The organism is Streptomyces sp. NPDC060232 (genome assembly GCF_042726555.1).
In the GTDB taxonomy this organism is placed as follows: Bacteria; Actinomycetota; Actinomycetes; order Streptomycetales; family Streptomycetaceae; genus Streptomyces.
In genome coordinates this window covers 196,395-218,770 of sequence record NZ_JBHXAG010000008.1, presented here as the reverse complement: position 1 = coordinate 218,770, position 22,376 = coordinate 196,395, and the positions used below count along the sequence as shown (strand labels likewise).

At 71.7% G+C, this 22,376-nt stretch carries 21 protein-coding genes; 8 read left to right on the top strand and 13 right to left on the bottom strand.

Annotation, left to right across the window (positions count from 1 at the left end; translation table 11 throughout):
* Positions 1-58: 58 nt before the first annotated feature.
* The gene (locus tag ACFWFZ_RS14680) at positions 59-727 is read right to left on the bottom strand and encodes a helix-turn-helix domain-containing protein (RefSeq protein WP_387121829.1); all 669 of its coding nucleotides are present in this window, start codon (positions 725-727) and stop codon (positions 59-61) included.
* Between the two features lie 216 nt (positions 728-943).
* On the opposite strand from ACFWFZ_RS14680, the gene ACFWFZ_RS14675 reads away from it, so the two are divergent.
* The 3 genes from ACFWFZ_RS14675 to ACFWFZ_RS14665 all read left to right on the top strand — a co-directional run bounded on the left by ACFWFZ_RS14675 (position 944) and on the right by ACFWFZ_RS14665 (position 5,651).
* A complete protein-coding gene (locus ACFWFZ_RS14675) occupies positions 944-1,936 on the top strand; it encodes a helix-turn-helix domain-containing protein (RefSeq protein ID WP_387121826.1) in 993 nt (330 codons plus the stop codon).
* 201 nt (positions 1,937-2,137) lie between these two features.
* A complete protein-coding gene (locus ACFWFZ_RS14670) occupies positions 2,138-3,493 on the top strand; it encodes a 6-phospho-beta-glucosidase (protein WP_387121823.1) in 1,356 nt (451 codons plus the stop codon).
* 61 nt (positions 3,494-3,554) lie between these two features.
* Entirely contained in the window at positions 3,555-5,651 is a 2,097-nt protein-coding gene (locus ACFWFZ_RS14665; protein ID WP_387121820.1) for an MDR family MFS transporter, read from the top strand.
* On the opposite strand, the gene ACFWFZ_RS14660 is transcribed toward ACFWFZ_RS14665, so the two are convergent.
* From ACFWFZ_RS14660 to ACFWFZ_RS14650, 3 genes are all read right to left on the bottom strand, one after another.
* Positions 5,648-6,934, bottom strand: coding sequence for a serine hydrolase domain-containing protein (locus ACFWFZ_RS14660; protein ID WP_387121817.1), 1,287 nt, complete (start codon positions 6,932-6,934; stop codon positions 5,648-5,650). The genes ACFWFZ_RS14665 and ACFWFZ_RS14660 overlap by 4 nt on opposite strands.
* Positions 6,935-7,094: 160 nt before the next feature.
* Positions 7,095-7,619 carry an NUDIX hydrolase gene (locus tag ACFWFZ_RS14655; RefSeq protein WP_387121814.1) on the bottom strand — a complete coding sequence of 175 codons (525 nt, stop codon included), beginning with the start codon at positions 7,617-7,619 and terminating at the stop codon, positions 7,095-7,097.
* Positions 7,616-8,233: a helix-turn-helix domain-containing protein gene (locus tag ACFWFZ_RS14650; protein WP_387121811.1), complete on the bottom strand. Its 618-nt coding sequence runs from the start codon at positions 8,231-8,233 to the stop codon at positions 7,616-7,618. The genes ACFWFZ_RS14655 and ACFWFZ_RS14650 overlap by 4 nt, the downstream gene beginning before the upstream one ends.
* A gap of 65 nt (positions 8,234-8,298) precedes the next feature.
* Here ACFWFZ_RS14650 and ACFWFZ_RS14645 point away from each other — a divergent pair, with 65 nt between their 5' ends.
* A complete protein-coding gene (locus ACFWFZ_RS14645) occupies positions 8,299-9,303 on the top strand; it encodes an NAD(P)/FAD-dependent oxidoreductase (RefSeq protein ID WP_387121808.1) in 1,005 nt (334 codons plus the stop codon).
* Between the two features lie 189 nt (positions 9,304-9,492).
* On the top strand, positions 9,493-10,899 hold the full coding sequence (locus tag ACFWFZ_RS14640; RefSeq protein WP_387121805.1) for an NAD(P)-binding protein: 1,407 nt from the start codon (positions 9,493-9,495) through the stop codon (positions 10,897-10,899).
* A gap of 30 nt (positions 10,900-10,929) precedes the next feature.
* On the opposite strand, the gene ACFWFZ_RS14635 is transcribed toward ACFWFZ_RS14640, so the two are convergent.
* Entirely contained in the window at positions 10,930-12,003 is a 1,074-nt protein-coding gene (locus tag ACFWFZ_RS14635) for an ATP-dependent DNA ligase (RefSeq protein WP_387121802.1), read from the bottom strand.
* Between the two features lie 75 nt (positions 12,004-12,078).
* Here ACFWFZ_RS14635 and ligD point away from each other — a divergent pair, with 75 nt between their 5' ends.
* Complete coding sequence (ligD, locus tag ACFWFZ_RS14630; protein ID WP_387121799.1) at positions 12,079-13,098, top strand: non-homologous end-joining DNA ligase; 1,020 nt, start codon at positions 12,079-12,081, stop codon at positions 13,096-13,098.
* Between the two features lie 100 nt (positions 13,099-13,198).
* Positions 13,199-13,450 carry a WhiB family transcriptional regulator gene (locus ACFWFZ_RS14625; RefSeq protein ID WP_387121796.1) on the top strand — a complete coding sequence of 84 codons (252 nt, stop codon included), beginning with the start codon at positions 13,199-13,201 and terminating at the stop codon, positions 13,448-13,450.
* 1 nt (position 13,451) lies between these two features.
* Here the strand turns inward: ACFWFZ_RS14625 and ACFWFZ_RS14620 are convergent, their stop codons facing one another.
* The 7 genes from ACFWFZ_RS14620 to ACFWFZ_RS14590 form a co-directional block, all read right to left on the bottom strand.
* The gene (locus tag ACFWFZ_RS14620) at positions 13,452-14,033 is read right to left on the bottom strand and encodes a hypothetical protein (RefSeq protein ID WP_387121793.1); all 582 of its coding nucleotides are present in this window, start codon (positions 14,031-14,033) and stop codon (positions 13,452-13,454) included.
* Positions 14,030-14,650 carry a hypothetical protein gene (locus ACFWFZ_RS14615; protein WP_387121790.1) on the bottom strand — a complete coding sequence of 207 codons (621 nt, stop codon included), beginning with the start codon at positions 14,648-14,650 and terminating at the stop codon, positions 14,030-14,032. The genes ACFWFZ_RS14620 and ACFWFZ_RS14615 overlap by 4 nt, the downstream gene beginning before the upstream one ends.
* Positions 14,647-15,780 (bottom strand): hypothetical protein, encoded by a 1,134-nt coding sequence (locus ACFWFZ_RS14610; protein ID WP_387121787.1) that lies wholly within the window; start codon positions 15,778-15,780, stop codon positions 14,647-14,649. The genes ACFWFZ_RS14615 and ACFWFZ_RS14610 overlap by 4 nt, the downstream gene beginning before the upstream one ends.
* Positions 15,773-16,075 carry a hypothetical protein gene (locus tag ACFWFZ_RS14605; protein WP_387121784.1) on the bottom strand — a complete coding sequence of 101 codons (303 nt, stop codon included), beginning with the start codon at positions 16,073-16,075 and terminating at the stop codon, positions 15,773-15,775. Before ACFWFZ_RS14605 ends, ACFWFZ_RS14610 begins: the two co-directional genes overlap by 8 nt.
* A gap of 86 nt (positions 16,076-16,161) precedes the next feature.
* Entirely contained in the window at positions 16,162-17,133 is a 972-nt protein-coding gene (locus ACFWFZ_RS14600; protein ID WP_387121781.1) for an acyl-ACP desaturase, read from the bottom strand.
* Positions 17,134-17,774: 641 nt separating this feature from the next.
* The gene (locus ACFWFZ_RS14595; protein ID WP_387121780.1) at positions 17,775-19,415 is read right to left on the bottom strand and encodes an ABC-F family ATP-binding cassette domain-containing protein; all 1,641 of its coding nucleotides are present in this window, start codon (positions 19,413-19,415) and stop codon (positions 17,775-17,777) included.
* Between the two features lie 248 nt (positions 19,416-19,663).
* Entirely contained in the window at positions 19,664-20,080 is a 417-nt protein-coding gene (locus ACFWFZ_RS14590) for an SsgA family sporulation/cell division regulator (RefSeq protein ID WP_387121777.1), read from the bottom strand.
* Positions 20,081-20,409: 329 nt separating this feature from the next.
* Here ACFWFZ_RS14590 and ACFWFZ_RS14585 point away from each other — a divergent pair, with 329 nt between their 5' ends.
* Positions 20,410-21,516, top strand: a complete 1,107-nt coding sequence (locus tag ACFWFZ_RS14585; protein ID WP_387121774.1) for a WD40/YVTN/BNR-like repeat-containing protein — start codon at positions 20,410-20,412, stop codon at positions 21,514-21,516.
* 188 nt (positions 21,517-21,704) lie between these two features.
* Here the strand turns inward: ACFWFZ_RS14585 and ACFWFZ_RS14580 are convergent, their stop codons facing one another.
* A complete protein-coding gene (locus ACFWFZ_RS14580) occupies positions 21,705-22,277 on the bottom strand; it encodes a hypothetical protein (protein ID WP_387121771.1) in 573 nt (190 codons plus the stop codon).
* Positions 22,278-22,376 lie beyond the last annotated feature (99 nt).

Genomic DNA, 22,376 nt, shown 5'->3' with positions numbered 1-22,376 from the left:
CCCCGTCGGCGCGGATCCGGATCAGGACTCAAGGATCAGACCCAGACTTTCGACTGGGTCAGGATTCGTTCGGTTTGACGCTTTCGAGGAGCATGTCCAGCCATTCGGTCACCTTGTCCCGGTGCTTGTCGCTGGGCAGTTGGGCAGCGCGCCAGGCGATGCCCCGTACACCGTGGTTCTGCAGGAGTCTTGCCAGTGGATCGCCCGCCGATGCGGTCGAGGCCGACACGGTTTCCCGTGCGCGCCCCGCGTAGTCCTGGAGCAGCTGTTGCTCGGTCCGCTGGAGCGCGTCGGTGAGGGCGTCGGCGTCGTGGGCCGTGAGGAACCCGGCGTGCACCCCGAAGAAGCGCTGGATCGCGTCGCAGTGCTCCATCGTGGGGCGGCGGTCGCCGTTGATCAGGGCTCCCGCCTGCTGCCTCGACATGCCGGCGCCGTCCGCGATCTCCTGCTGCGTGTAGCGGCGGCCGTTCGCCTTGACGCGGGTGCGCCGGAGCAGGTCGAGCCGCTGCAGGAAGCGGGCCTGGAGGTCGGGTTCGCCGGCCGGCCTGCCTTCGAGCAGGGTCTTCACCACATCCATGGGCACGCCCGAAGCCTCCGAGAGGCGTCGCAGGTCGAAGACCTGGTTCAGCTCGCGGCCCATCTTGCCCGCGAGTTCGGCGACGCGGGTGATGGTCGCGGCCAGGGGTGCGTCGGCCACCGCGACGGGAGCCGGGAAGCCGTCTGTCACCAGTGGTTCTCCTAGATCGCGCGAAGTCGGTACGGCACATGGTCGGCTTCTGGAATCTAGCCGCTCCCGCCCGTAAGGGCTAGAACGTGCCACAGCTGTGGCGGGAATGAGCTGTCAAGAGGCTGGAATTGCCACAATAGTTGACACTCGAATGAAGTCGGTAGCAGGATCGCCACACGGAAATGAAGATCCAGACCGGAGGAGGGGGACCTCTCAGTGCCACATCTCGCAGCGGTGGGCCCGTCCGATGGCCTCGCCCGAGCCGGTGAGGAACGCCTGGCGGGCGAGGAGTCCGCGCGCGGCGCCGTGCGGTCGGAGCGACGCAAGGAGATTTTGCGCCAGCGCCGCGAAGAGCTGGGGCTGAGCCAGGAGGACCTCGCCGCCCGGCTGCGCATCAGCGTGCGTGCGTACGGCAACTGGGAACGGGGCCTGGTCAAGGAGTGGACGGACCGCAAGCTCCTCGCGCTGGCCGAAGCCCTGGAGATGAGCGAGCGCCAGTGCTTCTGGCTCTTCCGCGTCATGGTCGACCGCGACCCGCCGCCCACGTGGCGGGCCTCCGACGAGAACCGGCTCCCCGAGGACCCGGCGCAGCGCGACTACCTGTGCGACTACGCGGCCCTCATGGAGGCCGTGCCCTACCCGAGCTTCCTGGTGGACCACCGGTGGGACGTCGCCCTCACCAACTCCGCCTTCGACCAGCTCTTCCAGTCCGTACGGCCGCACCCGACGGCCCTGCCGGACGACAACTTCCTGCGCTTCGTGCTGTTCCACCCGGACGCCGCGGCCGTGCTGGAGGACCACGAACCGGCCTGGTGCGTACCGCTGCTCGCCCAGTTCGCGGCGGCGCTCGCCGAAGCCCCGGAGGACGAGGGGCTGTGCAGCATCCGCCAGGAGGTGGCCCGTGACCCGTTCATGGAGGCGGCCTACCGATACGGCGTCCCCCACTGGCTGAGCAAGCGCGGGCCGGAGGCCGCCGAACAGGACGGGGCGGTGCGCACCGTGCGCCATCCCGACCCGCGGTGGGGCCTGGTGCGCTGCCGGATGGTGGCCGAGACCAGCCGCATGCTGGACGAGATGGGGCTGACCCGGATCACCCTGATCCTGTCCGGGCCGCAGGGCGTGCCGACGGGCCCCGTGCGGGGCGGCGCGGCCGTCACCTACCCGCCGCAGGGCGCCAGGCTGCGCGCCGTGCCGTCGCTGGAGGACTGACCGGCCGGGGCAGACTGGTTCCCGCGGGCGGAAGCCGCCGCCTGCCGGAGATCCGTGGCGCCGACCGGGACACGGATCGTGTCGCCGATCGTGGCACTGACGCCGGCAGGATGCGGGTGGTGGTACGGGTTACGGGTACTGCCACCGGTACGGGCATCCGCACCGGCACCGGCATCTGCACTGGCGAAGGGCGGTAGGGGCGTGCGGCTGACGATCCTCGGCGGAGGCGGCTTCCGGGTACCGCTCGTCTACGGCGCACTGCTCGGGGACCACGCCGAGGGGCGGGTGTCCCATGTGACGCTGTATGACGAGGATCCCGCGAGGCTCGCCGCCATGACCGGCGTCCTAGCCGACCAGGCCGCGGCCGCCGCGGTGCCCGACGCCCCGGCCGTCACGGCCACCCGGGATCTCGACGAGGCCCTGCGCGGGGCCGACTTCGTCTTCTCGGCCATCCGTGTCGGCGGCCTCGAAGGGCGCGCCGCGGACGAGCGCGTCGCCCTGGCCGAGGGTGTGCTGGGCCAGGAGACGGTGGGCGCGGGCGGGGTCGCGTACGGACTGCGGACGGTTCCGGTGGCCCGTGCGATCGCCCGCAGGATCTCCCGCGTGGCCCCCGAGGCCTGGGTCATCAACTTCACCAATCCGGCCGGCCTGGTCACCGAGGCCATGGCCGAGGAGCTCGGCGACCGGGTGATCGGCATCTGCGACTCGCCGGTGGGCCTCGGCCGGCGCATCGCCCGGCTGCTGGGAGCCCGCCCGGACGAGGCCTGGATCGACTACGTGGGCCTGAACCACCTGGGTTGGGTACGCGGCCTGCACATCGGCGGCCGGGACGAACTGCCGCGGCTGCTGGCCGACACCAAGGCGCTGGAGTCCTTCGAGGAGGGCCGCCTCTTCGGCGCGCAGTGGCTGCAATCGCTCGGAGCGATCCCCAACGAGTACCTCCACTACTACTACTTCAACCGCGACACCGTACGGGCGTACCAGGAGGCGGGGCAGACCCGCGGGGCCTTCCTGCGCGACCAGCAGCGCGGCTTCTACGCCGAGGCCGGCCGGGCGGGGCTGCCGGCCGGTGCGGCCCTGGCCGCCTGGGACCGGACCCGGGCCGAGCGCGAGGCCACGTACATGGCCGAGAACCGCGAGGCGGCCGGGGTGGGCGCGCGCGACGAGAGCGACCTGGAGTCCGGCGGCTACGAGAAGGTGGCCCTGGCGCTGATGCGGGCCATCGCCCGGGACGAGCGGGCCACGCTGATCCTGAACGTCCGCAACGGCTCGACGCTCCGCGTCCTCGACGCCGCGGCGGTCATCGAGGTGCCCTGCCTGGTGGACGCGAACGGCGCCCACCCCATGGGCGTAGCGCCGCTGCCGCTGCACGCGGTGGGGCTCGTGACGGCCGTCAAGGCCGTGGAGCGGGAGGTCCTGGCCGCGGCTGCGAGCGGTTTGCGGGCGGACGCCGTGAAGGCCTTCGCGCTCCATCCGCTGGTCGACTCGGTGGCGGTGGCCCGGCGGCTGCTGGACGGCTACGCGCAGGCCCATCCGGGCCTCGCCCACCTGCGCTGATCCGCCCCGCCGGCCCCGGGGCCGGCGCTGCGCGCGGGTCCCTCGGACGGCCCAGCGCCGCATGCGTCGCGGCGGGCGGCCTGTGAGAGTGCGAGATGTGACCACTGCCCCCGCCACGGCCGCGGCGCCCCCCGTGATCGACCGGCGGCGGCGCAACGTCATCTTCGGCACGATCATGCTGGGCGTGCTGCTGGCGGCGCTCGACCAGACGATCGTCGGGACCGCCCTGCCCACGATCGTGGGGGACCTGGGCGGCGGGGACCACATGTCGTGGGTGGTGACGTCCTACCTGCTCGCGGAGACCGTGGCGACGGTCCTGGTCGGCAAGTTCGGCGACCTCTTCGGCCGGAAACTGATCTTCCAGATCTCCGCCGTCGTCTTCATCAGCGGCTCCTTCCTGTGCGGCCTGTCCAGCAACATGACGTTCCTGATCGTGTGGCGCGGCGTCCAGGGCGTCGGAGCCGGCGGCTTGATGGTGACCGCGATGGCACTGATCGCCGACGTCGTGCCCCTGCGCGAACGCGGCAAGTACCAGGGCATGATCGGCGCCGTCTTCGGCGTCGCCACCGTCATCGGGCCCCTGCTCGGCGGCTTCTTCACCGATCAGCTGACCTGGCGATGGTGCTTCTACGTCAACGTCCCGATCGCCATCCTGGTCGTCGTCGCGGCCGCCAGGACGATCCCGTCGGTACGCGCCTCGGGCAAACCGGTCATCGACTACCTGGGCATCACCCTGGTGGCGATCGGCTCCAGCGCCCTGATCCTGGCCACCAGCTGGGGCGGCAACGAGTACGCCTGGACCTCGCCCGTGATCATCGGCCTGTTCGCGGGCGGCGCGGTCGCGCTGGCGCTGTTCTGCCTGGCCGAGACGCGCGCCGTCGAGCCGATGATCCCGATGCGGCTCTTCCGCAACCCGGTCTTCGCCGTGTGCTCCGTGCTGAGCTTCGTCGTCGGCTTCGCGATGCTCGGCGCGATGACGTTCCTGCCGACCTACCTGCAGTACGTCGACGGGGACTCGGCCACGATCTCGGGAGTCCGCACCCTGCCCATGGTCTTCGGGCTGCTGCTCGCCTCCGTCTTCAGCGGCAACGTCGTCAGCAAGACCGGCCGGTACCGGATCTTCCCGATCGTCGGCAACGCCGTCATGGGCGTCGGCCTGTACCTGCTGTCGCGGATGGAGCCGGGGACCAGCACCCTGCTGGAGTCGGTCTACATGTTCGTGCTCGGCACCGGCATCGGCCTGTCCATGCAGGTGCTGACGATCGCCGTGCAGAACACCGTCGACTACGCCGACCTCGGCACCGCCACCTCCGGGGTCACCTTCTTCCGTACGCTGGGCAGCGCCTTCGGCACGGCGGTCTTCGGCACGATCTACGCGAACCACCTGGGGCCGTCGCTGGAGGAGGCGTACGCGGAGGCGGCGAGGGCCACCGGGGAGGACCCGGCGGGCCTGGCCGAGGCCGCCTCGACCCCGCAGGGGGTGCACCAGCTCGATCCGGCCGCCGCCGCACCGGTCATCGAGGCGTACGCGGAAGCCCTGCAGACGGTGTTCCTGTGGACCGTGCCGGTGGCGGTGTTCGGGTTCGTCGTGGCGCTCTTCCTCAAGCAGGTCAAGCTGCGCGACAGCGCCCGGGCCGGATCCACCGACATGGGCGACGGCTTCGGCTCGCCCGCCACGGCCTCGGGGGACTCGGCCAAGCTGCTGGAACTGGCGGTCGGCAAGCTCGTACGCACCATGGGGGCGGACACGGCGCGGGCGATCGTCGCATCCTCCGACACCCGGCTGGACATCGCGGGCGCGTGGACGGTGATGCAGGTGGAGCTGATGACCAGGACGATCGGCCACTGCACCATCGGCCTGGTCGCCGGGCGGCGTTCGCTCCCGCCGGAGGTGCTGCTCCCGGCGTTCGACCGGATGGTGGAGGAGGGCTTCCTCACCCGGGAAGGCGCCTACTTCAGCCTCACGGCCGCCGGGCAGCGGGAGGCCGACGTCATCTCGGCGGCCTGGGCCCAGTGGCTCGGCGACCAGCTGGAGAAGGACCGCGGCCGCCCGCGCAGCGCCGAACTGCGGGTCGCGGCGGACGCGATCGCGAAGCGGCTGCTGGCCGAAGACCTGGGTGAGGGCAACTTCGCACCGAAGGTGGTCGTGCGGCACTAGTAAGCGCCGGGGAAGGAGGCGCCTGCGTAGACCTGGTTGAGGATGGTCGGCAGCATGCTGTTCGCCGTGGTGCGGCCGTCGGGCGACACGGTCAGGTTCGTCCATACGACGAGCGTGACGTCGTTGTCCGGGTCGTGTCCGATGAAGGAGTTGAAGCCGGGCAGTTCACCGCCGTGGTAGTACATCCCCGCCTTCGGGGTGAAGCGCTGGTGGGCGATGCCGTAGCCGTACCGCTGCCCCTCCGGAGCTGTGGGGTCCTCGGCCTGGGGGCTGTCGAGCCACTGCTTCTGGAAGGCGGGGCTCAGCACCTTGCCCGTCGTCAGGGACCGGATCCACCGGGCCAGGTCGTCGGCGGTGGAGACGGCGCCTCCCGCGGCGTAGGCGTAGGACGCGTTCTGGTGCGTGTAGTCCAGCGGCTTGAGCTTGCCGGACTCGGCCGCCTCCCGCATGTCGGCGGGGTAGGGCTTGTCGGTCAACGCGTAGGCCGTACCGCCGTACATGTAGCCGTGCGAGGAAGGGGCGGGGAGGGAAGTGTCGTGGATGCCGGGCAGGGACGTGCCCGCCAGGCCGAGCGGGCCGAACAGCCGCTGCTGGAACTGCCGTTTCAGCGGCTGCCCGCCCGCCTTCTCCGCGATGAGGCCGAGCAGCGCGTAGTTGGTGTTGCTGTACTCGTACGAGGTGCCGGGCGGGAAGTTCGGCGGACGCGAGAAGGCGATGGCCAGCATCTCCTGCGGCGTCCGGGCCTTGGCCGGCTGGGCGTCCAAGGAGGCCGAGAGTTCAGGTGCGTCGGTGTAGTTGTAGAGCCCGCTGCGCATCCTGAGCAGCTGGGCGATGGTGATGTTCTGGCCGTTCGGCACGCCCGGGACGTAGTCGGACACCGGCTCGGACAGCTTGAGCCTGCCCTCCTGGGCGAGCAGGAGGATCAGCGCCGACGTCATGGTCTTGGTGTTGGAGGCGATCCGGAAGTGCGTGCCGGCGGTGGGCGGGGCAGCTGCTCCCGACTCGGTCGTGCCGACGCTCGCCCGGAAGGCGCCCTGCGGGGTGTCGAGCAGGACCATGGCCCCGGGGACCCCGAGCGCCTTCGCGGCGCGTTCCACGGAGGCCTGCAGCGCGGCCGGATCGATGCGCTTCAGCGCGGACCCGGCGGGATCCGGGGCCGGGGGTTCGGCCGTGTTCGTCGCCGCAGGCGCGGTCCGCGCGACACGGGCCTCGGACAGGGCCGGCGCACCGGGATCCGCAGGCAGCGCGAACCCCGCGACGAGCAGGGCCGCGCACGGCGTCAACAGAAGGATGTTGCGGGAAGCTGCTCGTGGTTTCCGCATGCCGGCGTCACAGCCCTCGTGCTCGGTGGTCCGGTGCCGCGTGGGGGACGGGGCACGGCCGAAGAGGTCAGAACATCCAATTTTATCAGCTGACGGACATGTCGGAGTCGTCCCGTCGGGCTCAGGCGCTCGGAGCCCGGCCCGTCGTGGGGTAGTCGTACGAGGGGACGTGCGGGAGTTCCGTGAGGTCCGGGCGCCAGGCGCGAAGCACCGCCGCCGAGGGGGCGTACAGCGCCGGCGGGATCTCGGCGGGGGTGAACCACTCCCAGCGGGCGATCTTGTGGGGTTCGGTGACGGCGGGCACGCCCTGCGCCGTGGTGGTGACGGCGGCAGCCGTCAGCCGGGTCAGGCCGGACTGCGCCTCGATCTGGACGGACAGGACGCGCACGCCCTCAGGGGCCACCCGCAGGTCCGTCTCCTCGGCGAGTTCCCGGGCGGCGGCCTGCTCGAATCCCTCTCCGGGGTCGACCTTCCCGCCGGGCAGTTCCCAACGGCCGTCGTGCGCCTGGCCGAGCAGCACGCGGCCGTCGTCGCCGATGACGACGAGGCCGACGCCGACGACGGCGTTCGGCTGGGGGACGGCCCGTTCGGGACGTTCGCGTCCGGGGTGCTCGGGGTGCTCGGTGTGATCGGCCGGGGTGGTCATGAACGTCCTTCCGGAGGAGTGGCGGGACGGGCGCGGACATGGATCCGCTCGCCCTGGGGGCCGAAGAGGCTGAGGAACTCCGCAGGCTGCGGACCGGCGTTGCAGAAGGCGTGCGGCGTACGCGTGTCGAACTCGGCGGCCTCACCGGGGCCGAGCACGAGGTCGTGTTCCCCGAGCAGCAGCCGGACACGCCCGGACAGCACGTACAGCCACTCGTACCCCTCGTGGACCTTCAACTCGGGTACGGGCGGGGGTCCCTCGACCGGCGGGAGGATCTGCTTGAAGGCGTGCACCCCGCCGAAGTTGCGGGTCAGCGGTATGTAGGTGTGGCCGTGCCGGACGAAGGGGCGCGGCCGGATCCGGGGATCACCCGTCTCCGGCGCGCCGACCAGCTCGTCCAGCGCCACCCGGTGCGCCTTGGCCAGCGGCAGCAGCAGCTCCAGCGTCGGCCTGCGCTGTCCGGACTCCAGCCGGGAGAGGGTGGAGAGCGAGATCCCGGTGGTCTCGCTGAGCTGGGCCAGCGTGGTGCCGCGCTGCCGGCGCAGGGCCCGCAGCCGCGGGCCCACGGCGGTGAGCACGTCGGAGAGTTCCTCGTCCTGATGGTCGCTGGCCATGACTCCATTTGCCACTTCGGCAAGAACATTTGTCAAATGGCGGCGTCGGGCAGACCCTCGCAGACATGGACAACGCGAGGGAAGAATCGTTCGACGTGGTCGTCGTCGGTGGCGGCGCGGCCGGACTCGCCGGGGCGCTCACCCTGGTCCGGGCCCGCCGCTCGGTACTGGTGATCGACTCCGGCAGCCCGCGCAACGCCCCGGCCGCGCACATGCACGGCTACCTGGGCCTGGACGGGCAGAGCCCGGCCGCGCTGCTCGCCAAGGGGCGAGCGGAGGTGGAGGGCTACGGCGGGCGGATCCGGCCCGGCACGGCCGTCGCCGCGGACCGGCTGCCCGACGGGGGTTTCCTGGTGCGCTGCGGGGACGGCTCGACCGTGCGCGCGGGGCGGCTGCTGGTCGCCACCGGCCTGGTGGACGAGCTGCCGGCGGTGCCGGGACTCGGGGCGCGCTGGGGGAGGGACGTGCTGCACTGCCCGTACTGCCACGGCTGGGAGGTCAGGGACGAGCCGGTCGCGGTGCTGGCCGACGGGCCGCTCGCCGTGCACCAGGCGCAGATGTGGCGGCACTGGAGCGCGCGGACCACGTTGCTGGCGCACACCTGGCCGCTGGGTGGGGAGGACAGGGACCTGGCCGCGGCTCTCGGGATCCGTGTCGTCGAGGGCGAGGTGACCGGCCTGGTCGTCGAGGACGACCGGCTGACCGGGGTCACCCTGGCCGGCGGGGCGGCGGTGGAGTGCCGGGCGTTGGTGGTCGCCCCGCGGTTCACGGCCCGTTCGGGGGTCCTGACCAGCCTGGGGCTGCCGACCACCGACATGACGCGGGACGGGCACGTGATCGGCCGTAGCGTCGAATGCGACCCGGCCACCGGGGCCACCGCGCTCCGCGGGGTCTGGGTGGCGGGCAACGTGACCGCGCCGCTGGAGAAGGTGTCCGGGGCGGCCGCCCAGGGCGCGCAGGCGGCCGCGGCGATCAACGCCGACCTGATCGAGGCGGAGACGCGGCGGGCGGTGGAGGCCCACCGCGCGGGCGTGGCGGCGGGCGCGGCGGCCGGTACGGTCCACGGTTGACCGGGCTGACCGGGCTGACCGGGAGCTGACTGGCCGACCGGGCTGACCGGGCGGGCGGCGGTGCGGTCGCGGCGCGCCGGACACGTGTGCGGGTTTCGGCCCCTCGCCGTACGTGCAGGCTCTGAGCGGTGTGATCGTCGTACGGTCCAACGGGGTCCGACGGGGTGCAACGGTTCGGGGGGACGCTCCATGGCACATGTGCTGGTCATCGGCGGAGGCATCGGCGGCCTCGCCACCGCCCTCCTCGCGGCGCGGCGAGGACACACGGCGGAGCTCTTCGAGCGCGACACGCGCGCCCCCGGTACCGCGCTGGACCGCGACTTCTTCGGCTGGCGGCGGCCGACCGTACCGCAGGCGGTCCAGCCGCACGCGCTGCTGGGAGCCGCCCGCAACCTCCTGCGGGACGAACTGCCCGACGTCTACGAGGAGATGCTCCGGCTCGGCGCCCGCGAGCGGCACGAGCTGGACTGGTTCGAGGTCCGGCCCCCCGAGCTGCCCGGCGACGAGGACCTCGTCATGCTGCAGGCGCGGCGCATCGTACTGGAGAGCGCGCTGGCCACGGCGCTGCGCGCGGAACCCGGAGCCGTCGTCCGCTACGGGGAGCCGGTCACGGGGCTCACCGCAGCGCCGCAGGCCGGGGAAGACCTCGGCGCCGGGATCCGGGTGACGGGAGTGACCACCGAGGCGGGCGGCTACGAGGGGGATCTCGTCGTGGACGCAGGAGGCCGCCGCGGAGGCATCGAGCGCAGGCTCGGTGCGGTGGGGTGCCCGCCGCCCGTCGTGGAACGGCACCGCACGGGGCTCGCGTACTTCTGCCGCTGGTACCGGCTGCCCGAGGGCATGGACGAGGGCCCGCGGCGGCCCTGGGCGGTGACCGGCGGCGCCTTCGCCGGGTGCGCCGTCTTCCCGGCCGACAACCGGGTCTTCGCCGTGACGCTGTTCGTGCACACCGCGGACACCTCGCGGTCGGCGCTGCGCGCCCCCGCGGTGTTCGAGCGGGCGGCACGCTCCTTCCCGCCCGGTGAGGCCTGGCTGGCGCTCGGCGCCGAGCCACTGTCGGGCGTACTGGCCACGGCCGGCCTGGACAACCGCTGGAGCGCGCTCGTGGACGAGCGGGGACCGGTGGTGACGGGGCTGGTGCCGGTCGGGGACTCGATCACGCACACCAACCCGACCCTCGGCCAGGGCACCTCGCTCGCCCTGTGGGCGGCGCGCAGGGTGGCCCGTACGGCGCACATGGAGCCGGGGTCGGACCGGTTCGCCGTGGAGCACCACGCGTGGGCGGTGCGGACCCTGAAGCCGTGGTTCGACTTCCAGGTGGTCGCCGACGCGGCCATCGGCGAGCGCTTCGCGACGCGGGCGGGGCGCACGGGGACGGCCCGCGAGGTGGCCGCGTTGTTCGACTGCGCGCTGGAGGACCCCGAGGTGATGCGGGCCCGGGCGCGCGTCCGTCACCTGGCCGAACCTCCGGAGCAGGCGTACGCGGACCCGGAGATCCGGGCCCGGGTGGCGCGCTGGCTGGCGGCGCGGCCCGACTACGCGCCGAACGAGGTGGGGCCGGACCGGGAGGAGTGGGAGAAGCTGACGGCGGGCTGATGTGCCGGCCCCGGGTGACGGGCCCTGGCCTCAGCCGGCAGGGGGCGGGCCCAGCACCTCGGCGAGGTCGTAGCCCACGACCTCCTCCAACTGGGAATACGTGCAACTGTCGGGGGTCCGGTCGGGCCGCCAGCGCCGGAACTGGGCGGTGTGGCGGAAGCGGTCCCCCTCCATGTGGTCGTAGGCGACCTCGATGACCCGCTCCGGGCGCAGCGGTACCCAGGAGAGGTCCTTCTTGCCGGTCCAGCGGCTCTGCGCGCCGGGAAGCCGGGCGCTCTCGTGCGCGGACTCCTCGGCCCAGGCGGCCCACGGGTGCCCGCCCGGGTCGGGCATCCGAAGGGGTTCGAGCTCTTCCACCATCTCGGCCCGGCGCTTCATGGGGAAGGCGGCGCAGACGCCCACGTGCTGGAGCGTGCCCTGTGCGTCGTGGAGGCCCAGCAGGAGCGATCCGACAATCGGACCGCTCTTGTGGAAACGGAAACCGGCGACGACGACGTCGGCGGTACGTTCGTGCTTGATCTTGTACATGAGACGGGCATCGGGCCGGTAGGGGAGATCGAGCGGTTTGGCGATCACCCCGTCGAGCCCGGCGCCCTCGAACCGCTCGAACCACTCCTGCGCGAGCGCGGGGTCGGTGGTCGCGGGCGCGAGATGAACGGGGGGCCGAGCGGTGGACAGGGAAGTGACCAGGGCGGTACGGCGGTCGGTGAGCGGGGTGTCGAGGAGCGCCTCGTCGTCGAGGGCGAGCAGGTCGAAGGCGACGAAGCTGGCGGGCGTGGTCTCGGCCAGCAAGGCGACACGGGACTGCGCGGGATGGATCCGCTCCGTCAGCCGGTCGAAGTCCAGACGCCCCTCGTGGACGATCACGATCTCGCCGTCCACGACGCACCGGCCGGGCAGATTCGCCTTCAGGGCCTCCACCAGCTCGGGAAAGTACCGGGCCAAGGACTTGCCCGTGCGGCTGCCGATCTCGACCTCGTCGCCGTCGCGATGCACGACCGCCCGGAAGCCGTCCCACTTGGCCTCGTACTGCATCCCGGGCGGGATCTTCGCCACTGACTTGGCGAGCATCGGTTTGACCGGCGGCATCACAGGCAGATCCATGCCTTCGATTCTGCGGTGGTACGTCCGGACTCGCCCGGTATGCGCCCGCGGTCCGGCCCGCCTACCGTGGCGCACATGGGTGCTGCTGGCAATGCGATCGAGCTGGAGGCGGCCGGGCGGACGGTACGGCTGTCCAGCCCGGACAAGGTCTACTTCCCGGAGCGGGGCCTCACCAAGCGGCACGTCGCCGAGTACTACCTGGCGGTCGCGGACGGCATCGTCCGCGCCCTCCGCGACCGGCCGACGACCCTGGAGCGCTATCCCGACGGGGTGGAGGGCGAGTCCTTCTTCCAGAAACGGGCTCCCAAGAACCTCCCCGACTGGATCCCGACCGCCCACATCGCCTTCCCGAGCGGCCGTACGGCCGACGAGATCTGCCCGACCGAGCCGGCCGCCGTCCTGTGGGCGGCCAACCTGGGCTGCCTCACCTTCCACCCCTGGCCCGTCCGCTGCGGGGACACCGACCGGCCCGACGAGCTCCGCATCGACCTGGACCCACAGCCGGGCACCGACTACCACCACGCGGTGGCCGCCGCCCATCAACTGCGCGCCCTGCTGGAGGAGCTGGGCCTGCGAGGCTGGCCCAAAACCTCCGGCGGGCGGGGACTGCACGTCTTCGTCCCGATCGAGCCGCGCTGGACCTTCACCGAGGTCCGCCGCTGCGCCATCGCCCTCGGCCGGGAGCTGGAGCGCCGCATGCCGGGCAAGGTCACGACGGCCTGGTGGAAGGAGGAGCGCGGCGAGCGGATCTTCGTCGACTACAACCAGACGGCGCGCGACCGCACGATCGCCTCCGCCTACTCGGTCCGCCCCCGCCCGCACGCCCCGGTCTCCGCGCCCCTGCGCTGGGACGAGCTGGACGACGCCGAGCCGCGGGACTTCGACATCGTGACGATGCCGGCCCGCTTCGCGGAACTGGGCGACGTGCACGCGGACATGGAGGACCACGCCTTCACCCTGGACTCCGTACTGGAACTCGCGGACCGCCAAGAACACGCACACGGCCTGGGCGACATGCCGTACCCCCCGGACTACCCGAAGATGCCGGGCGAACCGAAGCGCGTCCAGCCCAGCCGAGCCAAGCACGAGGACTGACCTCTGTCAGTGGGGGATGAGATGCTCGGGAAGCGGCGACGTACGCCGTGTTGATCAGGCGTATAGCGGACGTCCATCCGCGCTGACCAGTATCTGCGGCATGTCTATCAACACCTCTACCGCAGCCGCCGACACCGCCGCCTGGTACGAACTCGCCCTGTGTGCCCAGACCGGCCCGGGCTTCTTCTTCCCCGAGCCGGGCTCCTCATTGCGGGATGCGAAGCGGCTGTGCGGGGCATGCGAGGGGCGGGCGGCGTGCCTGGAGTACGCCCTGGCCAATGACGAGCGCTTCGGGGTCTGGGGCGGCCTCTCGGAGTCGGAGCGCCTCGCGCTGCGCCCCACCCGCCGCTGATTCAGGTCCGTGTGGCCTTCCCGCTGGCACGGACCAGCCCCACCCGCCGCGCGAGGTCGAACCCCTCGCCACCACACTCCTCGCGCCGCGGCGTGTGGGGCACGACCCGCACGGGGTAATGCCCCCCGACGGGCGACACGACCCCACCGAAGCGAGGATCCCCCGCGAACCAGATCCGGTCCGGGTGGTCGTTCTCCAACTGCGCGAGCGCGATGGGGAAGGGGAGGATCCGCAGCGTGGCAGTGAAGTCCTCCCGGAAGGGGATCACGATGGTCGCGGGGCTTCCAGGCGGACGGCGTGGGTACTGGCATGGCCACTCGCACCAGGGGTACGCCCGTAGTACGGCTCTGACACGATGGCGCCTGATGAACGCGATGACCACCCAGGGCAGATAAGGCGCGACGGCTAGGGTGATCAGGGCAAAGGCCATTCCCGCGTGGGGGATGAGGTCGATGCACGCCAAGGCGAGCAGTGGTGAGCCACCCAAGGTGACCACCCACCCGAGACGACGGATGACCAATCGCCTGTAGCCGACCGCCGTGGGCGGGTGATCCCAGGCCACCTTGGTGAGCGCGAGGCTCATAGCAGCACCTCCAGGATGCGCGAGGTCCCGACTGCCTTCGGCGTACTTTCCTCGGGGTCGGAGAAGAGGATGGTGTGCGTGACTGCCTCAAGGATGTCCGTGTACGCGTCCGCGTGCTGCGTGGAGGCGCTGGTCAGATCGAGGACGAGTAAATGGAGCCCATCCGGAGGGACGGTCGCGACTCTGGCCTGAAAGAGACGATGCTCGACGTTGGGCACGGAGATTGTGCCCGCGACCAGGCAACAGGGGAGTCCCGACGGGAGATCGATGAACCGACGGGTTGAGCTGGTCCAGTGTGGCGAGCGTGCGATGCCCAACCCTGCACGTGCCACGGTGAGCCGGGGGTTGGGCTGTGCGGCTGGCCGAGTAGTCAGCGAGAAGAACGAGGTTGCGACGCCGACCGGCTCCTCGGGGTGCAGGCCGATCGCGGTGTGTACGACATCGTGGGCGGCGAGTTCTTCGAGGCCGCTGATGAGCTGGGACAGTTCCCGTTGGGCGTCCGAGCCGCCCAGGGCCTCGGCGAATGAGTCCAGTGCCGACCTGTCTTCGGGGCCGATGTCATGGAAGCCCGGGGGCAGACGGAACCAGACCGGCGGTGTTGAGACCTGACGGGTCATGGCCTCAACGCCGACCAGACGCGACCGGACTTCTTGATTGCCGAGGGGGCGTCTTCGAGGACCCCTCGGGCGCCGTCCACCGCTGTGGAGCCGTGTTCCAGGGCCTCGCTATCGGAGCCGTAGTCGCACCCTGCAGTTACCGCTCCTGTAGTTGCCACCGCCACCCCCACCCGGTCGCGGGTTTCCTGACTCGACGACCGCATGGCCCATCCCGTGAGCGGGCTCTCGATCTGTCGTAGATCGTCGGATGTGGACCATGCCGCCTGCTGGAAGGCCGTGGTTCCCGGGGCGAGTCCCGTCAGGGCGCTGGCCTCCGGGGTGGCTGCCATTGCCGCGCGGGCGGCCGCCGTGCCCGCCTTGGCGCCGGAGGCGAGCGCGGCTACACCAGGTACGGAGCCGGCGGTGTCTCCCAGGAGGGTGACGCTGCTCTTCCAGAAGTCCGCGTCGAACTGTCCCTTGGTGAAGCCGTCCGTCAGGGACTTGCGGAATTTCGCGTCCGAGACGTGCATGGCCAGCGCGGCCAGGGACAGGCCACTGCCGACCAGCATGATCGCGAGGCCCGCCGGCGGGAAGAACAGGGCCACGCCGGCACCGATCGCGCCCAGGATGGCCGAGGCGTTCGAGAGGGCGTCGGCCGGGTCTTCGGTGATCTTGTGCCAGATCGAGGACAGGAGGCCCGGTTCCTTGGGGGCCAACTCGTCCGTCGCCGCGTTCAGGGTGGCGGACACGCGACGGGCCGCCGCCGCGTGTTCGGCGGCCAGTTCGCGGGCCAGGCGGCGGACGTCGGTGAGGGCCTCCTCCGTCTTCGCCGCCGCGGCCTGCACCTCGTAGCGGGCGGCCAGCTCGCGGTGGGCGACCAGCGTGTCGTGCCACCCCGTGAGCCGGCGGGCGGCCTCCTCCAGGGAGGTGTGGGCCGAGGACAGGTACCGGGGGAGATCCCGGGAGAGGGAGGCGCGGAAGGCGGTCGCCGCCTCGCCCTGCCAGGACGAGCTGTGGGAGACGAGGTCCGTCACCACCCGGGAGGCCTCGCCGAGGGACTTCGCCGACGCGCCGAGCTTCCTGGTCAGCGCCAGTACCGCGGCGGGGTTCCCGGGGGCCGGGTCGAAGCCCAGCGCCGCGTGCTCAGCCATGGGTGGCCGCCGCCCGGAGGAAGGCCGCGCGGACGGCTTCCTCCAGCTCCGCGTACTGCGCGGCGCTGCGGTCCACGCCCTCCCGTACGGTTTTGACCCGCTCGGTCAGCTCCCGCGTGCCGTAGGCCCACCGTTCCTGGAAGCCGTCGCACGCCGCGTCGAGGTCCGCCGTGCCCAGCTGGTCGGGCCGTACGTGGTCCAGTGCCCGCCGGGCCTCCCGAAGGGAGCTCAGCGAGGAGTCCAGGGCACGGGTCAAGCGGGTCAGCTGGTCGATGTCCACCTGCAGTGACGTCATGACGCGAAACCCTGGCAGAGCGGTGCTCTGCCAGGGCAATCGGCGTCACTCGCCCGAGCGGGCCAAATCCGGTCAGGTCGGTCAGGTCAGCCCTTGCGGGCGGCCAGGCGGGCCGCGCGGGCGGCCAGGCGCTCGTCGAACTTCTTGGCCTCCGAGTCCAGGCCGTTCATGAACAGTCCGAGCTCGTCCTGGGCCTTCTGCCCCTCCGGTCCGAGGTCGGCGATGTCCATGACCTTGAGGAAGCGCAGCACCGGGGCCAGTACGTCGTCGTGGTGGATTCGCAGGTTGTAGACCCCGCCGATGGCCATCTGCGCGGCCATGCGCTCGAAGCCGGGCATGCCGTGTCCGGGCATCCGGAAGCCCACGACGACATCCCTCACCGCCTGCATGGTCAGGTCCGGGGCGATCTCGAACGCCGCGCCCAGCAGGTTGCGGTAGAAGATCATGTGCAGGTTCTCGTCCTGCGCGATGCGCGCCAGCATGCGGTCGCAGACCGGGTCACCGGACTGGTGGCCGGTGTTGCGGTGCGAGATGCGCGTGGCGAGCTCCTGGAAGGCCACGTACGCCACCGAGTGCAGCATCGAGTGGCGGTTGTCGGACTCGAAGCCTTCCGACATGTGCTGCATCCGGAACGCTTCCAGCTTGTCCGGGTCCACGGCGCGCGAGGCCAGCAGGTAGTCGCGCATCACGATGCCGTGGCGGCCCTCCTCGGCCGTCCAGCGGTGCACCCAGGTGCCCCAGGCGCCGTTGCGGCCGAAGAGCGTCGCGATCTCGTGGTGGTAGCTGGGGAGGTTGTCCTCGGTCAGCAGGTTCACGACGAGCGCGATCTTGCCGATGTCGGTGACCTTGGACTGCTGCGGGTCCCAGGCCTCGCCGTCCTCGAAGAAGCCCGGGAAGTTCCGGCCGTCGCTCCACGGGACGTACTCGTGGGGCATCCAGTCCTTGGTGACCTTCAGGTGGCGGTTGAGCTCCTGCTCGACCACCTCTTCCAGCGCGTACAGCAGCTTGGCGTCGGTCCACGCCTCCGAGCTGCCGAGGTGGGGAGAGGTGATCGTCACGGGTACTCCTGGGTGCAAAGCGAATTACCTACGGTTCCGTAGCCTACGGAGTCGTAGGTTAAGCGCGACATCAAGGCCAGCCAAGCCCCGGGTGTACCTATGCCCGGTTACATCCGGTTATCTGTGCAGTTTGAGAGGGCGCAAAAGGGGCAGTGAAAGAGCAAAATCACGCCAGCAGGTGGTCCGCCGTTCCCGCCTTGACGGCCGCAGGGCGGCGTGAGCCGCTTCCGCCCCGGCGGCGACGCCGACGGGCGGCGTGCCCGAGCCGTCCGGCCCCGTGGCGGCCGAGGTGGCCCGAAGGCGGCTTCGGGGGCGGCCTCCCGCAGGCGCCGGGGCGTGCAGCCGCTCCAGCAGCCCCCGGTACCGCGTCGGCGCCGGGTCCCGGTCGACCGGGACCGAGCCGTGCGAGCTGTCAGGCTGCACGGTGTCCGGCCGGTTCGGCGTCTCCGCGGCGTACGCGAGGCAGGGTGGGGCGGGGGCGAGGCCACGGCTGCGAGCACCTCGCGGGGGCGGCTGCGCGGCGTTTCGCTACGGTCTGTAGCGGAAGTGTCGTACGGGGCGACCGCCGCGCCCCGTACGACCCGCCCTCGCGGGGGAGGGGGCCCGCGAGGGGCCCGCGTGTGGTGTGGTCCGTCAGGCGGTCAGTCGTGCCACAGCGTCTCCCGGACCTCCTCGGCCGTGGTCGGCCGGAGTTCCCCGTCGAGCAGCAGCCAGCGCGTGATGCCGATCGACTCCAGGAACGGCACGTCGTGGCTGGCCACCACGAGCGCGCCCTGGTAGGACTCCAGCGCGTCCGTCAACTGCCGGACGCTCGACAGGTCGAGGTTGTTCGTCGGCTCGTCCAGCATGAGGAGCTGCGGGGCGGGCTCCGCCAGCAGCAGTGCCGCCAGCGCCGCCCGGAAGCGCTCGCCGCCCGACAGGGTGCCGGCCGGCCGGTCCGCCCGCCCGCCCCGGAAGAGGAAGTGTGCGAGGCGGGCCCGGATCAGGTTGTTCGTGGCCTGCGGGGCGAACCGCGCCACGTTCTCCACGACCGAGCTGTCCTCGTCCAGCACGTCCAGCCGCTGCGGCAGGAACCGCGTCGCCACGTGGGTCACCGCGGTCCCCGACTCGGGTGCGAGCTGCCCCGCGATCGTGCGCAGCAGGGTGGTCTTCCCCGAGCCGTTGCGGCCCACCAGGGCGATCCGCTCCGGACCCCGCAGCTCCCACTCGCCCGGTGCGCAGGCCCCGTGGGGCAGGCGCAGACCGCTGAGGGTCAGGACGCGCCGCCCGGGCGGGACCATGGTGGCGGGCAGTTGGATGCGGATCTCGGCGTCGTCGCGGACTGCCTCCACCGCCTGGTCCAGCCGCTCCTTCGCCTGGGCCAGCTTCTCGGTGTGCATGATCCGGTGCTTGCCGGCCGATTCCTGCGCCGCACGCTTGCGCGCGCCCATCACGATCTTCGGCTCGCGCTTGTTCTCGAACATCTTCTGGCCGTACCGCTTGCGCCGCGCCAATTTGACCTGCGCGTCGGCCAGTTCGCGCTTCTGTCGCTGTACGTCGGCCTCCGCGACCCGGACCATCCGCTCGGCCGCCTCCTGTTCGGCGGCGAGCATGTCCTCGTAGTCGCTGAAGTTCCCTCCGTACCAGCGGACTTCGCCGTCGCGCAGATCGGCGATCTGGTCGACCCGTTCCAGCAGCTCCCGGTCGTGGCTGACCAGGAGCATCACCCCCGACCAGGACTCGACGGCCGCGTACAGCCGGCCCCGGGCGCGCAGGTCGAGGTTGTTGGTGGGCTCGTCCAGCAGCAGGACATCGGGCCGGGCCAGCAGCAGTGAGGCCAGGCGCAGCAGCACGGACTCGCCGCCCGAGAGCTCGCCGACGGTGCGGTCCAGGCCGATCCGGGCGAGACCGAGCTGGTCGAGCGTGGCCAGGGCCCGCTCCTCCACGTCCCAGTCGTCGCCCACCGCGGCGAAGTTCGCCTCGGTGGCCTCGCCCGCCTCGATGGCGTGGAGGGCGGCGCGGGCGGTGCGGATGCCGAGTGCCTCGTCCACGCGCAGCGCGGTGTCGAGGGTGACGGTCTGGGGGAGATAGCCGACCGAGCCGGCGACGGACGACTGGCCCTCGGACGGCTTCAGTTCGCCGGCGATCAGCTTCAGCAGGGTGGACTTGCCACTCCCGTTGAGTCCGATCAGACCGGTGCGGCCGGGGCCGACGGCGAGGTGGAACCCGTCGAACACGGGAGTGGCGTCGGGCCAGTCGAAGGACAGGGCGGAGCAGGTGATGAAAGCAGGGGCGTGACTCATGGAGGCCTCCAGGTTGCGTGAGTGGTGCGTGCAACGCGGGGAGACAGCCGACTCTCGGATCAGCGACCGTGACGGTGACGCGGGATCACGGTGGTGGTGACGGTCGCGGGTTCGGCGAGTTCGCGGGTTTCGCGGTGGTCGGTGTCTCGGACCTCAGAAGAGCAACGTCCTGCTCCGTTCGACGGCAATGGGTCGTCATCGAAGCTACGGGCGCCGCCGGCCGCCCGCAAACGATTTACGGCGGGCGATCAGCAGGTGTCGCGCATCAGCTCCGCGAGGCTGTGGTCCATGTCGAGGTAGAGGTGCTCCAGGCCGGGCGGGACGACAGTCGCCGCCCGCTCCAGGAACCGGTGCAGCTCGGCCGTCAGCATCAGCACGATCGCGACCCCCTCCACCGCGTGGAACTCGATCGTGGTGCGGTCCCCGTCGTACGGTCGTACGCGCACGTCACCGAAGCCGGACGGGCGGTCCAGGCCGGACTCCAGCAGCTCGCGGGAGAAGGTCCACGAGACCTCGACGCCCTCCAGCGTGGCCGGGGCGGGAAAGGCCATGCGCACGGCGAAGGGATCCGCCCGGTCGTAACAGAGGGTGACGGGAACGCTCTCGACCTTCGGCGCGGTGGCGACCAGACGGGCCTGCGCGGCCTGCTCGATGACAGTGATCAAGGCTCACTCCCTTGCGGCGGATCTCCTGCCGGACTGCGGGGTGGGGCCCGGCAATCCGATAGACGCCGGAATCGGCGAATCCGTGCATGGGTGTTTGAGTGAGCTGTGTCACCGACTGGCCGGAACCCGCCTGTGTGATCGCACAGAGTGACCGGCGGGTGGAAGTGTCCGAAGGCGGGCCGATGTGCCGGGCAGCGGCGGGAGGCATCGCAGAAGGGCCGGTTGTCGCTCACTCCGTCGGCGCAACGCACGGTCTGACGCCCTCTGGACGGCGGATCCGGGGTGCGTTAGCTTCCGGCGCCATGAGGCTTCTGGATGTTGGAATTGGCATGTCCGCGGCAATCCTGGCGCTCGGGGTGCTCGCCGGCCCCGCACACGCCGCCGCGGAACCCGCCGCACCCGCCGCCCCGGATCCCGGCGCGGAGCAAGGGCTCGGCCGGGGGCAGGACTTGCGGACCGCCGGCTGGGCCCTCAAGGAGACCGGGAAGACCGCCCGCTTCCGCGGACTCTCCGCCGTCAGCCGGAGCACGGCGTGGGTCGCTGGCTCCAAGGGAACCGTGCTCCGCACCCTCGACGGCGGCCGCAGCTGGCAGGACGTCTCCCCGCCCGGCGCGGTCGCGGAGGAACTGGAACTGCGCGACATCGAGGCGTTCGACGCGCGACGCGCCGTGGCCCTGTCCATCGGCGAGGGCGAGGCCTCCAGGGTGCTGCGCACCGAAGACGGCGGCGCCACCTGGACCGAGACCTTCCGCAACCCCGACCCGCGTGCCTTCTACGACTGCCTCACGTTCTTCGACGCCCGGCACGGGCTGGCCATGAGCGATCCGGTGGACGGGAAGTTCCGCATCCTGTCCACGGACGACGGCGGGCGCCACTGGCGGGTGCTGCCCAGCGCGGGCATGCCCGAGGCGCTGCCGGGCGAGGCGGGCTTCGCGGCGAGCGGCCAGTGCCTGGTCAGCGCCGGACCGCGCGACGTCTGGCTGGCCACGGGCGGCGGGGCGAGCGCGCGGGTCCTGCACTCCGCTGACCGCGGCCGGACCTGGCGGGTGGCCGAATCCACCGTTCCGGCGGGCGACCCCGCGCGCGGGCTCTTCGCCCTCGCCTTCCGGGACCGTACGAGGGGCCTCGCCGTCGGCGGCGACTACCGCACCGGGCAGGCCTCCCCGCAGGCCGCCGCGGTGTCCTCGGACGGGGGCCGCAGCTGGCGCCAGGCGACGACACCGCCGCCGGCCTACCGGTCCGGCGCGGCCTGGTACCCGTACAGCGGGGGGACGGCTCTCGCGGTCGGGCCCACGGGCACGGACGTGACCACGGACGGGGGTCGCAACTGGCGGCCGCTGGACGCCGGATCCTTCGACACGGTCGACTGCGCGGCCGACACGGGATGCTGGGCGGCGGGGGAGAAGGGCCGGGTGGCACGGCTGGAACGCCGCTGACCGGCGGCCGGAAGAGGCCGCCGCGACGGCGGACACGGTCTCCTAGCCTTGCCGTTCCAGTTGAAGGGTGGGGGCTGAGCGGCTTGCCGCCTGGTCGGGAGTTCGTCGCCTAGGAGTGTGGCCGCAAGTTGGACCTCCGTGCGGACCATCTGGTGGGCGAACCTGGTCTCCCCGTCTGTCTCTGCCGCTCATTGCCGCGGCCGGCTCCCCGCTCTGCGGGCCGCGGCGGTCAGCCAGTCGTGACGGATCAGGCTGCTGAAGGGTTGGATCAACAGCCAGTAGGGTCGGAACCGGCGCACGGACGCCTGGTCGGTCCCGTAGACCCTGGTTTCGGTGTGCAGGTGGGTCCCGGCGCCCTGGCTTGCGACCGAGAAGGCCATCAGTCCCTTGATGTGCCCCGGCTCGTCGAATTCCAGGTACTCGTCGGGCGTCAGCGTGAGCCACCTCTGCCGCAGGGACCACGGCTGTCCCACGAAGCCGACGACGAGGTCCCCGCCCGGGTCGTCCTGGAGCTGGAAGGCGCCCACCCCCTCGTACAGCCCGTCGACGACAGGCGCGTCCCGGTCCAGATGCCGCTCCTTGTCGGGGGACGTGAGGCGGGCCGGAATGCTGCGCACGAAGACCAGCGGCCTGAGCGCGTACATCTCCGCGGGCCGCACCTGGCGCACCGCCCGCGCGACCACCCCGGGTTCGGCCGGCACGCTCCGGCCGTGGTGGGTGCGCCACTGGTAATGCGGCAGCCAGCTGTCACAACTGGCCATCTTCGGATCTGTCCTGTGACTGCGCATGACGTCGCCTCTCGTCCCTTCCCTCGATGAAATCCGCGCTCGCCCTCTCCGGATACACCCGGCGAAGCGCTC

Coding starts and splice junctions, on each gene's coding strand:
- ACFWFZ_RS14585 (WP_387121774.1), top strand. CDS start 20,410: ATGTCCGCGGCAATCCTGGCGCTCGGGGTGCTCGCCGGCCCCGCACAC.
- ACFWFZ_RS14655 (WP_387121814.1), bottom strand. CDS start 7,619: ATGACCACCCCGGCCGATCACACCGAGCACCCCGAGCACCCCGGACGC.
- ACFWFZ_RS14605 (WP_387121784.1), bottom strand. CDS start 16,075: ATGACGTCACTGCAGGTGGACATCGACCAGCTGACCCGCTTGACCCGT.
- ACFWFZ_RS14650 (WP_387121811.1), bottom strand. CDS start 8,233: ATGGCCAGCGACCATCAGGACGAGGAACTCTCCGACGTGCTCACCGCC.
- ACFWFZ_RS14665 (WP_387121820.1), top strand. CDS start 3,555: ATGCGTCGCGGCGGGCGGCCTGTGAGAGTGCGAGATGTGACCACTGCC.
- ACFWFZ_RS14615 (WP_387121790.1), bottom strand. CDS start 14,650: ATGACCCGTCAGGTCTCAACACCGCCGGTCTGGTTCCGTCTGCCCCCG.
- ACFWFZ_RS14595 (WP_387121780.1), bottom strand. CDS start 19,415: ATGAGTCACGCCCCTGCTTTCATCACCTGCTCCGCCCTGTCCTTCGAC.
- ligD (WP_387121799.1), top strand. CDS start 12,079: ATGGGTGCTGCTGGCAATGCGATCGAGCTGGAGGCGGCCGGGCGGACG.
- ACFWFZ_RS14610 (WP_387121787.1), bottom strand. CDS start 15,780: ATGGCTGAGCACGCGGCGCTGGGCTTCGACCCGGCCCCCGGGAACCCC.
- ACFWFZ_RS14635 (WP_387121802.1), bottom strand. CDS start 12,003: ATGGATCTGCCTGTGATGCCGCCGGTCAAACCGATGCTCGCCAAGTCA.
- ACFWFZ_RS14645 (WP_387121808.1), top strand. CDS start 8,299: ATGGACAACGCGAGGGAAGAATCGTTCGACGTGGTCGTCGTCGGTGGC.
- ACFWFZ_RS14580 (WP_387121771.1), bottom strand. CDS start 22,277: ATGGCCAGTTGTGACAGCTGGCTGCCGCATTACCAGTGGCGCACCCAC.
- ACFWFZ_RS14620 (WP_387121793.1), bottom strand. CDS start 14,033: ATGAGCCTCGCGCTCACCAAGGTGGCCTGGGATCACCCGCCCACGGCG.
- ACFWFZ_RS14625 (WP_387121796.1), top strand. CDS start 13,199: ATGTCTATCAACACCTCTACCGCAGCCGCCGACACCGCCGCCTGGTAC.
- ACFWFZ_RS14640 (WP_387121805.1), top strand. CDS start 9,493: ATGGCACATGTGCTGGTCATCGGCGGAGGCATCGGCGGCCTCGCCACC.